Source organism: Streptomyces sp. NBC_00887, assembly GCF_045207585.1.
Genome location: NZ_CP108788.1, coordinates 7,164,356 through 7,176,995, shown reverse-complemented (window position 1 = coordinate 7,176,995; position 12,640 = coordinate 7,164,356). Strand labels below are relative to the sequence as shown.

At 66.5% G+C, this 12,640-nt stretch carries 17 protein-coding genes and 1 tRNA gene; 4 read left to right on the top strand and 14 right to left on the bottom strand.

Annotation, left to right across the window (positions count from 1 at the left end):
- The first annotated feature begins 147 nt into the window (after nucleotides 1–147).
- Nucleotides 148–220: transfer RNA gene (locus tag OG844_RS32770), tRNA-Arg, on the top strand.
- A gap of 199 nt (nucleotides 221–419) precedes the next feature.
- Here OG844_RS32770 and OG844_RS32765 read toward each other — a convergent pair.
- The 13 genes from OG844_RS32765 to OG844_RS32705 form a co-directional block, all read right to left on the bottom strand.
- A complete protein-coding gene (locus OG844_RS32765) occupies nucleotides 420–1,811 on the bottom strand; it encodes a tyrosine-type recombinase/integrase (protein ID WP_406395239.1) in 1,392 nt (463 codons plus the stop codon).
- Nucleotides 1,811–2,008: a helix-turn-helix transcriptional regulator gene (locus OG844_RS32760; RefSeq protein WP_406395237.1), complete on the bottom strand. Its 198-nt coding sequence runs from the start codon at nucleotides 2,006–2,008 to the stop codon at nucleotides 1,811–1,813. Before OG844_RS32760 ends, OG844_RS32765 begins: the two co-directional genes overlap by 1 nt.
- A gap of 1 nt (nucleotide 2,009) precedes the next feature.
- Nucleotides 2,010–3,386 (bottom strand): replication initiator protein RepSA, encoded by a 1,377-nt coding sequence (repSA, locus tag OG844_RS32755; RefSeq protein WP_406395235.1) that lies wholly within the window; start codon nucleotides 3,384–3,386, stop codon nucleotides 2,010–2,012.
- A complete protein-coding gene (locus tag OG844_RS32750) occupies nucleotides 3,383–3,577 on the bottom strand; it encodes a hypothetical protein (RefSeq protein WP_406395233.1) in 195 nt (64 codons plus the stop codon). The genes repSA and OG844_RS32750 overlap by 4 nt, the downstream gene beginning before the upstream one ends.
- A gap of 100 nt (nucleotides 3,578–3,677) precedes the next feature.
- Entirely contained in the window at nucleotides 3,678–4,229 is a 552-nt protein-coding gene (locus OG844_RS32745; RefSeq protein WP_406395231.1) for a GGDEF domain-containing protein, read from the bottom strand.
- A gap of 89 nt (nucleotides 4,230–4,318) precedes the next feature.
- Nucleotides 4,319–4,639 carry a SpdD-like protein gene (locus OG844_RS32740; protein WP_406395229.1) on the bottom strand — a complete coding sequence of 107 codons (321 nt, stop codon included), beginning with the start codon at nucleotides 4,637–4,639 and terminating at the stop codon, nucleotides 4,319–4,321.
- A gap of 23 nt (nucleotides 4,640–4,662) precedes the next feature.
- The gene (locus OG844_RS32735; RefSeq protein WP_406395227.1) at nucleotides 4,663–4,818 is read right to left on the bottom strand and encodes a hypothetical protein; all 156 of its coding nucleotides are present in this window, start codon (nucleotides 4,816–4,818) and stop codon (nucleotides 4,663–4,665) included.
- Nucleotides 4,819–4,830: 12 nt separating this feature from the next.
- Entirely contained in the window at nucleotides 4,831–5,022 is a 192-nt protein-coding gene (locus OG844_RS32730) for a mobile element transfer protein (protein ID WP_384605837.1), read from the bottom strand.
- 21 nt (nucleotides 5,023–5,043) lie between these two features.
- A complete protein-coding gene (locus OG844_RS32725) occupies nucleotides 5,044–5,730 on the bottom strand; it encodes a DUF2637 domain-containing protein (protein ID WP_406395224.1) in 687 nt (228 codons plus the stop codon).
- On the bottom strand, nucleotides 5,730–5,933 hold the full coding sequence (locus OG844_RS32720; protein WP_397752314.1) for a hypothetical protein: 204 nt from the start codon (nucleotides 5,931–5,933) through the stop codon (nucleotides 5,730–5,732). The genes OG844_RS32725 and OG844_RS32720 overlap by 1 nt, the downstream gene beginning before the upstream one ends.
- 84 nt (nucleotides 5,934–6,017) lie before the next feature.
- Nucleotides 6,018–7,373, bottom strand: coding sequence for an FtsK/SpoIIIE domain-containing protein (locus OG844_RS32715; RefSeq protein ID WP_406395222.1), 1,356 nt, complete (start codon nucleotides 7,371–7,373; stop codon nucleotides 6,018–6,020).
- Between the two features lie 2 nt (nucleotides 7,374–7,375).
- Nucleotides 7,376–7,729: a hypothetical protein gene (locus tag OG844_RS32710; RefSeq protein WP_406395220.1), complete on the bottom strand. Its 354-nt coding sequence runs from the start codon at nucleotides 7,727–7,729 to the stop codon at nucleotides 7,376–7,378.
- 139 nt (nucleotides 7,730–7,868) lie between these two features.
- Nucleotides 7,869–8,648, bottom strand: coding sequence for a GntR family transcriptional regulator (locus OG844_RS32705; protein WP_403916741.1), 780 nt, complete (start codon nucleotides 8,646–8,648; stop codon nucleotides 7,869–7,871).
- Nucleotides 8,649–8,666: 18 nt separating this feature from the next.
- Between OG844_RS32705 and OG844_RS32700 the strand changes: the two genes are divergently transcribed.
- Nucleotides 8,667–9,137, top strand: coding sequence for an NUDIX hydrolase (locus OG844_RS32700; protein WP_406395218.1), 471 nt, complete (start codon nucleotides 8,667–8,669; stop codon nucleotides 9,135–9,137).
- A complete protein-coding gene (locus tag OG844_RS32695) occupies nucleotides 9,134–9,421 on the top strand; it encodes a hypothetical protein (RefSeq protein ID WP_406395216.1) in 288 nt (95 codons plus the stop codon). The genes OG844_RS32700 and OG844_RS32695 overlap by 4 nt, the downstream gene beginning before the upstream one ends.
- A 475-nt stretch (nucleotides 9,422–9,896) precedes the next feature.
- On the opposite strand, the gene OG844_RS32690 is transcribed toward OG844_RS32695, so the two are convergent.
- Entirely contained in the window at nucleotides 9,897–11,384 is a 1,488-nt protein-coding gene (locus OG844_RS32690) for an SIR2 family protein (protein ID WP_406395214.1), read from the bottom strand.
- A gap of 642 nt (nucleotides 11,385–12,026) precedes the next feature.
- On the opposite strand from OG844_RS32690, the gene OG844_RS32685 reads away from it, so the two are divergent.
- Nucleotides 12,027–12,323: a hypothetical protein gene (locus tag OG844_RS32685; protein WP_406395212.1), complete on the top strand. Its 297-nt coding sequence runs from the start codon at nucleotides 12,027–12,029 to the stop codon at nucleotides 12,321–12,323.
- Nucleotides 12,324–12,640: the final 317 nt, after the last annotated feature.

The window sequence follows — 12,640 nt, the reverse complement described above, 5'->3', positions numbered from 1 at the left end:
GCGATTATCGGTTCGCTTCACTGAACCTCCACATCGTGCCACGCAGGTGAAGCAACCGGGACGAGGCGATCTGAGCCCTATCCTTGTCCCGGCATGGTCACGGATGGCTTGATTCAGCGCTCTCCGGCACCATCGAGGCCGACACCGGCCCCCGTAGCTCAGTGGATAGAGCAGGCGCCTTCTAAGCGCTTGGCCGCAGGTTCGAGTCCTGCCGGGGGCACACATCCCGTACGACGTCAGACCCTCCCTCGGGAGGGTCTTTTTTGCAGGTCACAGCACCGTAGCGAGGGCCGCGTAGCGACCGCATAAGCGCCGGACCGCCCCCAGGTCACCGTGGGGAGGGTCCGGCGCTGTCCGGCTGTCACCGGGTTTCTGCGGGTGGCTCTGTCGAATACGTGTCGAAGTTTTCCGGGTGGGGCTCAGCCCTCTGCCGTCAGGTCGGGGAGGTCACCGCTGGACTCGATGCGCTTTTGATGGTCCTTGAGCTGTCCGGAGATGGAACGCGCGTACGTGGCGAGCAGCACCGGCACGCTGTTGCCCGCCCATTCGGCCACCTGCGCCGGCGGGACCCCATTGTTGAGCCATGTCGTCAGGCAGGTGTGTCGCAGGTCGTAGACCCGCTTGCCGAGCGGCGAGGCGAACTCCTCCGGGGCAAGAACTTCCTTGCGCGCGGTCCGCCAGGCCCGCCGGAAGACCGACCCGGAGAGCAGGCCACCGTTCTCCCCCGGGAAGAGCAGATCACCAGGCTGGAGCTTCTCCGCCGCAATGTGTTCGCGAAGGATCTTCGTGAGGGCTGGTCGACAGGGCACGCCGCGGGTGTCGTCCGTGGCCCTTCCTTTCAGCCCTCGCTTCTCATGGACTTCCCCGGTGTCGGTCCACTGCTTGCCGACCTCCGGCTGAGCCGTGTGGAAGAGCAGCTCACCCCACTGGTCATCGTCGTGCTCTCCCGGCAATCGCGCGTCCAGGACCCGCATGGCGACGACCTCTTCGGGCCGAGCGCCGGTGTAGTAGATGGTGGCGAAGAACGCGTGCAGCCGCCGGCCACCACGAGGACGACGCCATATCCACCCGAGCAGGCCCGCGGCATGGGTCGGGTTGATGAGGGACCGCTTGTCCAGCGCGGAGGAGGTCTTGGGGGTAGTCCCCCGCCCCTTCGGTAGAGGGTTGGAGCGGAGTACGCGGTTCTTCACGGCGTACTCCATAGCGACGTTCAAGATCCTGCGGTGGCGCTTTGACGAGGAGGCCGCAGCGGCTGTGCCATCCAGTCTGGAGTCCAAGGCATGAAGCACCTCCTCCACCTGTTGCGGATCCTCCCAGGCCGCCATCGTCAACGTGTTGCGCTCCACCCACCTGAGGATTGCGGCCACTTCCTGCGGAGCCTCATTCCGGCGCCGGGTGTTGAAGGCAAATTCCCGCAAGGCGGTCCGGACATCGATCGCCGCGAACCGGCTCGGCAGCGGTGCGCGTAATAGCGCGATCGTCGTCGTCATCAGCGCCTTGGCCACGTTCTTACGGTTGTTGCCGGACGTCCGTCGCCATTGCGCGTCTGCGAACTGAATCGCGAAGTCGTACCAGCTGACGGCGCCGGCACCGGACTGATGAGAGATGGGCCGACCAGTAGTCAGACTGAAGGCCTCACCACGACGGGTCGCGGACACCAGCTCGGAGCGGAAGGAGTCTGCCAGGGCCGTGGTCCCGAAGGGCTCCCGGAACGGTTTGCCCGCCACCATCCAGCGCACGGTGTACGAGGTCTTGCGGCTCCCCTTATAGGTGAGGATCTTGTAGATCCTGACGTCATAACTGGTAGCCATCAAGCACCGTCCTCGCGGTCGTCGAGCCAGTGGTCCAAATCGCCCCGGCGGACCCGCAAGTCACCGTTCGGGAGCTTGATACAGCGCGGCGCACGGTGCTTCTGTCGCCAGTCGTAGAAGGTCGAGCGCGAGATCTGAAGTTCCTCGCAAACCTCAGCGAGGGTCAGCATTCCTCGCGTACGCAGGGTCGCTGTCACCTCACATCCCCTCCTCTGTCATCAGTGCTTCGCGGGCGGTTTCTCGGTTGAGTTGCAGGTCTCTGGCGATGGAAGCGGCGAGGACGGATTCGCCGGGGCTGTGGCCCTGTCCGGCGTACTGCCAGTCCGTGAGGACGAGGACGGTTGGGTCCTGGTCGGGGTCGGGCAGGCCGAGTTCTTCGCGTTGTTGGGCGGCGCGGTAGTCGGCACGGATCTGGCGGAGTGCGCCGAGGGTGGTGGAGTAGCGGCGGGACTTGGAGGAGAAGTGGCCGCGGAAGCCGAGCATGTGGGCCCACGCGCTCAGTCGCCGGTCCGGGTAGAGCGGATTGAGGTCGAAGCAGGCTTCGATGAGGCGGCGCGGGTGGTCGGGTATGTCGAGGAGGACCAGGGCTTCGCGGTTGCCGACGCGGCGGTCGATGGTGCCGGTGGTCTCGGCGGCTTTGGTGGCGTACTTGGCGACGTAGGAGGCGACGGCCTGTTCGGTGATGTCGGTACCGGCGTCGAAGGCGCGGATGGGGCGGATGTCGAGCTGGGTGCCCCAGCGGAGCGGGCGGGCGGGTTGGCCGGCGGCGGCCGGGACGGTGATGGTCGTGTAGGCGTGTACGGCGGCCGCGCGGATGGAGTCGTCGAGCAGCTGCACGGAGGCCCAGGAGGGCGGTGGGCTGTCGGGTCCTTCGGGGCCGTCGAGGCGTAGGACGGCGTGGAAGTGGACTGCCCCGCGTTTCTGGAACTCGGCGACCTTGCCGTACGACACCCGTGCCGTTTCCTTGAGTTCGCGTTGGGTGAGGCCGGCGCGGGCGGCGATCTCGCGGCGGAGGCGGTTGGTGAAGCGCTGCCAGAGGTCCCCGGCGTGGTTGTTGAAGAGGACCGCCCCGGCGTAGTCGTACGACTCGGGGTCGAGCGGCGTGCCGAGGGCCTCGTCGTCGGGGCGGTGGGTGGTGCCGCAGCGGCACCGGCCGGAGTCGGGGCGGTTGTGGACGGGGCCGAAGGACGGGGCGGTGAGGGTGGCGAAGACGCGGGGGTGGTCGCGGACGGTTGTGGGGACGTTCTTGTCCTGGTCGCCCGCGAGTCCGGCGCGGATGAGGTGGTAGGTGTCGGCGGAGTAGGTCCAGGCGCAGGCCGGGCAGCGGGAGGCGCGGCGGTTGCCGCAGGCGACGCGGAGCCTTCCGCCGGGCTCGGTTTCGGTGGAGTAGCGGTGCAGGGTCTGGCCGGTGGTCTTGTCCTTGGTGAGGGTCCAGCCGGAGAGGTGGATGGGGTTGGAGCAGCCGCCGGTGCGGCGGATCTGGTCCTGCCAGCGGTCGAAGCCGGTGGACCCGGCCACCCGCAGCAGGTTGCCGAGGGTGGCCGGGTCCAGGCCCGCGAGGATCGTGTCCGTCACGCGTGCTCCCGCTGGACGACCGGGGCCGGGGCGGCGGTGGGGGTCGAGCCGGTGCCTTGGCAGCTGCGGCAGGTGATCGTGAGGGTGGCGCGGGTGCCGTCGTCGAGGAGCGTTCCGGTGTCGATGGCGACGGCGGGGAAGCCGTCGCAGTCCGGGCAGATGCGCGTCGGGGCAGGGCTGTGCTGGGCCATGATGGTGGTCCTTTCGATCGCGGTTGGAAGGGGCCGGACCGTCCGGGCGGCGGCGATGCTTGGCGGCTTGTGCGCCGTCCGGAGGCCGGTCATAGCTGGATCAGCGGGCAAGCGGACGGGTACCGCGTCGCCCGGCCGTTCCCTTGGCCGCGTACATCGCGCAGTCAGCGGCAGCGAGCGCGTCGGAGAGGCTGCGGACCGGCAGGTCCCTCACGTGGCAGGAACCGACAGACACGGAGACCGGGAGCCGGTGTCCGGCGTAGGTGATCGGCTGGCGCAGCGCTCGGTGGAGGCTGCTCAGGTCCATGTCCTGGCGGGCGATGGCGACGAATTCGTCTCCGCCGAGGCGTCCGGCGATGCCGTCGCGGCCGCACCAGGTGGCGAGACGTTCGGCTGTGACGGCCAGGGCGACGTCCCCGGCGGCGTGGCCGTGGGAGTCGTTGAGGTTCTTGAAGTCGTCGAGGTCGAGCAGGAGGACGACGGCGTTTCGGTGCCGGCGGATGACGCGCTCGGCGAGAGCGGTCCATCCGGCGCGGGTGCGAAGACCGGTGAGCGGGTCCCGGCGGGCGGTGGCGAGCCGGTGGGTGAGCAGTGCGGTGTGCGAGGCCCAGCCGATGAGCGGTAAGGCCAGGGCGAGCGCTTGGGTGTCCACGGGTCTCCTTCGATGCGGTTGGAAGGGGTTGCGTGGGCCGTCCGGGCAGTGGCGATGCTTGGCGGCTTGTGACACCGCCCGGAGGCCGGTCAGCGGTGCCGGTTGTCGGAGGCCATCAGCGAGCGGATGACCAGGGCGCAGATGGCGACGGATGCGCCGGTGATGGCGACCGCGAGGAGCATCGAGACCAGGACCGCGCCGACGACCAGGACGACGGCCGTCCCACCACCCAGGAAAGCGATGACGGCGCCGGGCGTGAGCTGGACGGTCGGCCGGGCCGCAGCGGTCGGGACAGCCAGCGGCACGGGGCTCTGCTGGGGGTGCTGGACCACGGCGGTCGGCTCGACGACGGCCGGCGGGGTGATGAGGCCGGTGGGCTGGGGCATGGTGGGGACCTTGGGCTTGAACATGGTGGATCTCCCTTCGCGGGTGACTACTTGACGGCGGTGTCGATGACGGGAGCGAGCAGGCTGTCGGCAAGGAGGTAGCCGCCGAGCAGGAGGACCGCGACGAGCCAGAGCGGCGGGCGGATGAGCTTGATGCCGAGCCAGCCGACGACGATCAGGGCGAACCAGAGGGGGACGTCCACGGGGCCGTTCTCCTATCGGGCGGTGCAGCGGTGGGTGCGGGCGGCGAGCTGTGCGGCGGTCTGGCTGGAGTAGTCGGCGGACCAGCCGCAGCGGTCAGCGCTGCAGACAGCGGCGTGTTTGGTGCGGCCGTGGCGGTCGCGGTGGGTGCCGATCTGCACCGGGCCGATCCGCATCACGGAGTGGAAGTGGTCACGAGCAGGCATGGAAGTGGTTCTCCCTTCGGTTCAGGCGAGTTGGGCGGCGATGGTCTCGGCGAGCTGCGGGGGAACACCGAGCCGGGCGCGCAGGGTCTCGGTGTCGATCCGGGCGCCGGTGCGGGCGTGGTGCTCGTCGGCGAGCTTGCGGGCGTGGTCCACCAGCGCGGCCGGGACCGGCGGACCAGCCGGGACGACGGAGGTAGCGGGGGCGAGGGCCGGGGTGTCCTCGGCAGCCGCGGCGATGGGCTCGGGCTCCGGCCGTGTATCGGGGGCCGATTCCCGCTCGACTTTCGGAGCGGGTTCCGGGGCTGTGGGTGTCGGCGGAACCGACTCCGGCTCTGGCTCTTGGGCGGTGTGGGAGTGGGCGAGGAGGGTGCCGCCGAGGAAGGCGAGGGCGGGCCAGCCCGCGATGCCGAACCGCAGCCAGGCCGGCGGATGGGCCAGGTCGAGGAATCCGGCGGTCGCGACGTTGGCACCCAGAGACGCGAACAGCGCGATCAGGAACCAGCACCAAGCCAGCCGCGACGGACCCTCACTCCGCAGCCGCCGCCAGGCAGCAACCAGCAGCAGATCAACGCTGATCGGGTAGGCCCAGGCCTTCCAGCCGTCCTGACCAGCGGCGGCGGCGAGGTCATGCAGGTGGGCGAAGGACAGGGCACCGGCGATGACGGCCTGGACCAGGACGGCGTCCACGCGGAACGCAGGGCGGGCCATCACGATCCGCCGGGGTAGTCGGGGCCGTCGGCGGGGTCGTAGCCGGGCGGGAACATGCCCGGCGGGGGCTCGGGAAGCGACGCGGCCAGCGACGGGCCGATCGAGTCGATGAACCCGTCATCGGCACCAGGGGTGTTGGCGTACAGGGCCAGGGCGCCGAGCATCAGCACGGTGCGGTGGAAGTCCTCGATGTGCTCACACATGGGGAGTCGGTCTCCCTTCCTTCAGGCATGGGGCGGGTAGGGACCTGGCGCGATGCGGTCACGCCAACCGAGGAGCGGGACGGATCAGGCCGTGGCGGGAGCGGCCTTGGCAAGCGGCTCGGGGGCCGGGGCCAGGGCACCGACGACCGGCCGGAAGGCTGCCAGGGCGGGCAGGTCCGGGGTGCGGTCGGCGTGCCGGTTGCAGACGTTCACGGCCGCTCGGAGCGAGGTGTGCGGGGCGCGGATGCGGGCCCAGCCGCCGGAGGAATCACCGGTGACGGCGATGCCGGGAGTCTCGGTGGGGATCTGGATGGCGGCCAGGACGGCGTCGGGGGCGATGTCGCCGAAGGCCATGCTGGCGGAGGACTCGTCATTCACGCGGTGGGCGGTGCGGCCGGTGAGCTGGGCGCGGAGCATCGTGATGCCCTTGCCGAGTTCGGAGCCGAAGCGCTGCCCGCAGATCTCCAGGTAGATCCCGGCAGCCCGGCCCAGTTGAGCAAGCCGGACCAAAGCCGTGATGATCCGGTCCCTACGCTTCTCCTCGTCCTTGGAGGCGAAGAGGGCGAGTTCGGCAACCTCGTCCACCAGGATCACGACCGGGACGGGGCGTAGGTGGTCGGGCAGGTCCCAGATGTCGGCGGCGATCTCCGCGTCCGGCACGTTCACCGTGACCCGCTGTTCCGCCCGGATCACTTGGTAGACGTCCTCCATGTGCGTGACGAGGGCTTCGAGGAGGTCGAGGGCGGTGTCGGGGTTGTCGGCGAGTGCGGAGAACCGGCGGGCCAGCGGGAAGAGTTCGACGCCCTGCTTGCAGTCGATCCCGACCAGCGCGACGTTCATGGGTGCGAGGCCGGCGACCAGGTTGCGCTGGTAGACGGACTTCCCCGATTCGGTGGCGCCGAGGGTGAGCCCGTGCGGAACGCTGCGGTAGTCGCGGTAGTGGACTGCCCCGTCCTCCCGCAGTGCGACCGGGACCCGCATCGGTGCCGGGTCGGTCTTGGCGGGCATCTGCACCCGTTTGAGGACGTCGTAGCCGGTCATCCGTACTTCGACGACGCCGGAGCGCAGTTCTCGGGAGGTCACGCCGTACATGCCGAAGGAGTGCCGCAGCCGGTCAGTGGCGGCGGAGACGTCGAAGGCGTCCTGTCCGGGGCGGAGCTTGAGGCGGAGCACGAGGCCGGTGCGGGTGGGGCGGATGCGCAGGATGCGCGGGGCGCGGGACTCCGGAGGGGGCCGGTTGGTCATCCGGGCGAGCGCCAGGCGCCAGCGGGAGGGCGGGACGGTCAGTCCGCACGCATCCATCACGGAGACGTAGCGGACCGACACCCGCAGAGCGGCTAAGAGGGCGCCGAAGGCCAGCCAGTACCAGGCGGGGCGCCGCCACCGCAGGATCACTGCGGCAGCGACAACCAGCACCAGGGCGACCGTGAACCCGGTCATGATCAGGCCGCCTTCGACTTCGACGCAGCGGCGGCGAGCGAGGTGACCGCGACCGCGCGGAACGCGATCCCGTGCTTCTTCTGTCCGTTGAACTCGTTCTCCCACGCCGAGGCGACCAGCCCCGTCAGCGCGACCGGGGTGCCCATGGTCAGGTCCTCGGAGACGCCCGGCTGGGGAACGGTGAGCTTGAGGATCTCCACCTCGTCCGGCGTGGAGAACATGACCTCCACGGTCATCAGGGTCACGCCGTCCTTGTCGAGCGCGATCTCACCGGTACGGCGGTCCTTGATCTTCGGCTGGGGAGCCTTGGCGACCATCACGGTCGCGTTCGTGGTGTCGACGGGAATCTGACGCACAGCAGATCACTCCTCTATAGGTGCCGAGCTCCATCACTCATGTACATGAGTGATATGAAGAAGAGTGCAGGACTCCTGTACATGAGTCAACCCGCCGCGAAGAAGAAATCGCAGCGGGTTGAGGGGAGTTGAGTGGGCGTCAGTCGGCGGCAGGGATCCGGTAACTGAAAACGAACTGGTCAGCAGCCATGAGGGTGTCGCAGACCTCGACCACACGACCCTCTTCAGTCACGGCATCTCGGATGAGGTGAACAACCGGGGCGCCGGGACTCAGCGCGAGTTCGGAGGACTCCGCCTTCGAGGCCGGCCGCGCCTGAAGGGTCTCGACGAACTCCGCGAAGACGTGACCGTCGTCTTCAAGTCGGGCGTAGATCCCACCGGGTCCGGGGTTCTCAGCGAACAGTTCCGGGATGTCCTTCACGACGTCCCACGGCAGGTACGACGTAGCGGTCTCGACCGGAGTGCCATTGCGGAAGTAGAGGCGGCGGCGGGCCAGCACCTTGGTTCCGGGTTCGACATCGAGGCGATCCGCGATGTCGTCAGGTGCGTCGGCCGGGCCGATGAACAGCACGCTCACCTTGGCGGTCGCGCCGGCCTGCTCCGACTCTGCGAGGTACGCGGCCTTGCCACCCTTGCGATGCGAGCGCCGGAAGCGGTCCGAGGACCGATGACGCACCGGGGGCCGGGCCTTCACCAAGGAGCCCTTGCCATGCCGGGTCTCCACCAGGCCGCTCGCGCGTACCTCCACCATGGCCTTGCGGATCGTGCCGCCGGACACCCCGTAGCGGTCAACCAACTCGGACTCACTCGGCACCATGTCGCCAGGCTTCAGGACACCCGCCCGGATCTGCTGAACGATCTCGTCGGCGATCTGAACGTACCGAGGTACGGCCCTGCCACCTCCTACTGCTGTTCCCATCGACCTACTCACTCTCCTATGCTCCTGTACATGAGTAACAGCGCCCAGGAAGCCACGTCAACGCCGAAGCACAGTGTGTCCGTGGCGGGGGCAGTCGTGCGCGAGGACGGCCGACTCCTGGCGATCCGCCGTGCGGACAACGGGACATGGGAGCTGCCGGGCGGAGTGCTGGAGCTGGAAGAGTCCCCGGAGCAAGGCGTCAGCCGCGAGATCTGGGAGGAGACCGGCATTCACGTCGAGGTCGACCAGCTCACGGGCGTCTACAAGAACACGGCCAGAGGCATCGTCGCCATGGTCTTCCGGTGCAAGCCCTCCGGAGGCACCGAGCGCACATCAGCCGAATCAACCGCGGTCGACTGGCTCACGCCGGAGCAGATCACCGAGCGCATGTCCGAGGTCTACGCGATCCGCCTGCTCGATGCCCTGGACGGGGCCGGCCCGCACGTGCGGAGCCATGACGGCAAGCACCTCATCGGCCGGAACGTGTGAAGAACAGCCTGCCGGTGGAAAACGCGGGCGACACGGATGTCTGCCTGTTCGTCGAGCCGTATGGCGAAGAGTTCTGGATGAAGCCCGCAGACGCCTTCGAAGTGGTGCCGATGGGCGACGGCAACGTGCAGTTCTCAGTGGTCATCGCGACGGGTCTCATCACGGTGTGGCTCTACGAGGACGGCGACCCCTACAACATGATGCTCGACTACGAGGTGGTCGACGCCAGCGGCGAGAAGTTGGAGTGCGGGCACCAGCGACCAAGTGACTCTGGCGGCATCTGAGCCTCAGGTGTTCTGGTCTGCGGGACCGCCAAGCATCAACCGAGGCCGGACACACTCTGGCTCAAGCAGCGCGGTAAGACTTTCTCTACTTCATCAAGGCGCCGCGCAAGCGCGACGCGCGCCGCAGCCCCCGGCCGGGGGCAGCCTCTGTCTCCGCCCCGGCTGCCCCCGGCCGGGCGGCGGCGCACCGAGCGCGGGCGCCACCCGTGAGAAACGGCCGGCACGAGGGCGGGGAAACCCGCTGTGGTTGGGGCGGTCGGCTCCACGGCTTTAGCCACCTCCCCGGTTCGGGGCCCGCGTCGAGCAAGACCAGGGGGCCACTCGTTCAAATTCCGGGCAGGATCACAGCCTGCCCGAGTTGCCAACCAGCGTACGGCCCCCTGATCATGCTCGACCCCAAACCGGGCAGGACACCGGCCAAACCCGCTCCACCGACCTATAGCGGCCACTCGCAGTGAGCATTCGGGCGATTACGTTAAATCCGCGCTCTTAGAATAGCATCCAGGCTGGATTGGATCTTCATAGCGTATTTCCGGTTGCGCGACCGCTCTAGAGCACCGATTGCATCCTCTACCCATGGAATCAAATGGCCCAGGTTTGCGTCCCCGCTTTCCAGTAGAGTGAGTATTCGTGTTACGTCGTTAGCCAGCAATGCCCCTTCTCTTCGGTTATCGTTCTTGTGTCTCTCGATGGCATCAACCTGGACATTTACGCGGCTATCGTAATAGCGGTAAACTCGCTGGTAGTCGGCATTTCTCCAAAGGTGGGATTCTATTGCTGCCTGAAGGTATTTCCGATGGGCGGCAATTTCGCCTTTTAGGGAAAGCGCGACCGAGAGTGGCTCAACCATCCCTACAAGCTCAGTGTTACCCTCCCTAATGGCTTCGTTTACCACTTGGGTCATGCGGCGCTTAGTCTTGGAGTCCGGATCCCAGGATTCCGGCATCTTGGATAGGAGAGTTGCGAGTATCCCACTGCTCGGGCTGCATGGATCCTCTATGAGGAGTTCGGCAGCCTTCCCTGTCATGTTCAACCTATCGGGGTTTCGGGCCAGATACCGATAGGCGGTGTCCAAGGTGTGCCAGGTGTAAATCTGGGGTGCGATTATTTCATGCAGACCCTCGATACTTTGCGGCTCAGCCAGCCTATATAGTGCAGGAGTTGGATCGAAATTGCTAGCCACGCTGCTTAGCGCTTTCAGGAACTCCCCGTGGTCGGCATACTGCAGGACCTGGGCGCCCTTGGGGAGTATATTCCCAGACTCGGCCCTGTCCAGAACGTACACAATTCGAGGATCTTCACTGGCGCCACTGGTGGCCCGGTTAAAGACGCGAACAATGTGACGGTCGGGAAAGCTGTACCCGATCACGATTTGGACGTGAAAGGACATCAAGTTTGCCAGCAGCGGCCTATGTCCAGAAAGAGTATTCGCCACACTTTCGCAGTCACTGGATGTTGCGACTATATTTCCATTATCTATGTCGCCATGCAGATGCAATACGAACTTCCTGTGCGTCCGGAAGCATTCACGCACCTTCTCGATGTCATCTGGCCACGTACACTTTTCCGCTCCGGGCACCACCGTTTCCAAAAGGGTATCCCAATTGGTGGTAATTATCCCTTCCGGGCTTATTCTTCCAAACACTTCTCCCCACTTCGTCAGAGGTGGATTCTTCACCATTAGCTGCTGCTGCGAGGCTCTCACGATTTCACATAGCTGACGTTTGAGTTCATCGGCTGTGATGCAGCATGCCAACTCGTCGGCAGCTTCATATTCTGCGTTAGGCTTAGACAGCAGTGCGTAGATCTCGCTGCGTCGGCTTGATGGTATGGAGTCATTTTGCTCGGTTACACGAGTTAGCAGTTCTTTCCAAGAGCCGACGCCTTCCATGGCTCTGGAAATCCCCGAACCGACAAACAGGAGCACCCGCATCGTTGAAGCGTTCGGCACGTAAATCGACACATTGCTCACTCATTCCCCACGTGCGTAGAGTGGGATTTATGATGGGTGAACGAGCCCACAGGAATGGTGTGTCTCTATGGTCCCACCGGTTAGCACTCTGCACAAAGTGCGGGCTGGAGTGGCTGCTGGGTGTACCGGATCCGTTGGCGCGTGTGGACGCTGTCTCGCCGGTCGGTGGAATGCTCTGTCATCCCCATCTGACATCGACGAAGGCGGGCGCGAGTGGATCCCGGCGGTGTGTCTTGACGAAGCACGGAGAGGAAGCCAAGGGGCCAGGGACGAACCGGATCCGGAACCAGGGAAGCCTCGTCTGTTTACCGGAGGCCGTGGCGAAGCCGGGAGGAGGAATGACATCGATGGCTGACATCGGCGACGGCGAAACAACGTCTGCGCCCGTTGCGCGAGCGGGTGGGACGGACATCCGGTCGAACTTGCAAGGCAGGTGCCGACGACGTCGCGCGTGCCAGATCCGTGCCAGATCGAGCGGTCAGCCACGGTCAATTCAGGTCTGCGGCGGAGCAGGCACGCGCCACTTGGCTCAGTGCTGTTGTGTGCCTGTTGACCAGCCAAGAACCTACCTGTGATCGGCGCCAGGCTTACAACGCAGTAGTCGCGGGCTCCTCGGCGGGTCATGATCTGCCTATGGACGAGTACAACTGGCCAACGCGCCGCCCCGACCCGCCAGGGCAGTCGCCGGAGGAAGTCTGGACGGCGACGCTTGCAGCCCTCCCCCTGGGGGCCTCCATCGCAGGAGAAGTGATTGGGCGCCAGCCCTTCGGCGTCTTCATCCGGGTCGACGGAGTTCCGAACGCCATCGTGCTCGCCGAGATCACTGCCATGCCCGAGGGGATGGAACTGCCCGTTCTCGGGGCACGCATCCGCGGTGAGGTCATCGACCACCTTGAGTACAACCACCAGTTGAGAGGTCGACTGCACTGATCAGGGACAGCGCTCGAGCTAGTGTGCGGCGCATGACCAGCGACGTTCCGGTCTGCCCCGAGTGCAGGCAGCCCCTGAAGTCTGGTGGCGTTGTGCTCTCCAAACGCAAGGACGACGGCCAGCGGACCTGCCGATCGCTGTGGCGGTGCGCCAGTCGACACGTCTGGTGGAACTGGGCGGATCGGCCCGGCGATCCCTTGGTGATCTGCCCCGTGCCGGAGTTGTTCCGCTGATGTCACGCTCGCCCAGGACGGTATTCCGAACGGGAGCCACCTGCACCTGGAGGGCAGCAACGGCCTTGAGGGCGGGTCAGTCGC

Excerpts from the sequence above, each read along its gene's own strand:
- OG844_RS32765 (WP_406395239.1), bottom strand. The coding sequence starts at position 1,811 with ATGGCTACCAGTTATGACGTCAGGATCTACAAGATCCTCACCTATAAG.
- OG844_RS32750 (WP_406395233.1), bottom strand. The coding sequence starts at position 3,577 with ATGGCCCAGCACAGCCCTGCCCCGACGCGCATCTGCCCGGACTGCGAC.
- OG844_RS32740 (WP_406395229.1), bottom strand. The coding sequence starts at position 4,639 with ATGTTCAAGCCCAAGGTCCCCACCATGCCCCAGCCCACCGGCCTCATC.
- OG844_RS32730 (WP_384605837.1), bottom strand. The coding sequence starts at position 5,022 with ATGCCTGCTCGTGACCACTTCCACTCCGTGATGCGGATCGGCCCGGTG.
- OG844_RS32725 (WP_406395224.1), bottom strand. The coding sequence starts at position 5,730 with ATGGCCCGCCCTGCGTTCCGCGTGGACGCCGTCCTGGTCCAGGCCGTC.
- OG844_RS32720 (WP_397752314.1), bottom strand. The coding sequence starts at position 5,933 with ATGTGTGAGCACATCGAGGACTTCCACCGCACCGTGCTGATGCTCGGC.
- OG844_RS32715 (WP_406395222.1), bottom strand. The coding sequence starts at position 7,373 with ATGACCGGGTTCACGGTCGCCCTGGTGCTGGTTGTCGCTGCCGCAGTG.
- OG844_RS32705 (WP_403916741.1), bottom strand. The coding sequence starts at position 8,648 with ATGGGAACAGCAGTAGGAGGTGGCAGGGCCGTACCTCGGTACGTTCAG.
- OG844_RS32700 (WP_406395218.1), top strand. The coding sequence starts at position 8,667 with ATGCTCCTGTACATGAGTAACAGCGCCCAGGAAGCCACGTCAACGCCG.
- OG844_RS32685 (WP_406395212.1), top strand. The coding sequence starts at position 12,027 with ATGGACGAGTACAACTGGCCAACGCGCCGCCCCGACCCGCCAGGGCAG.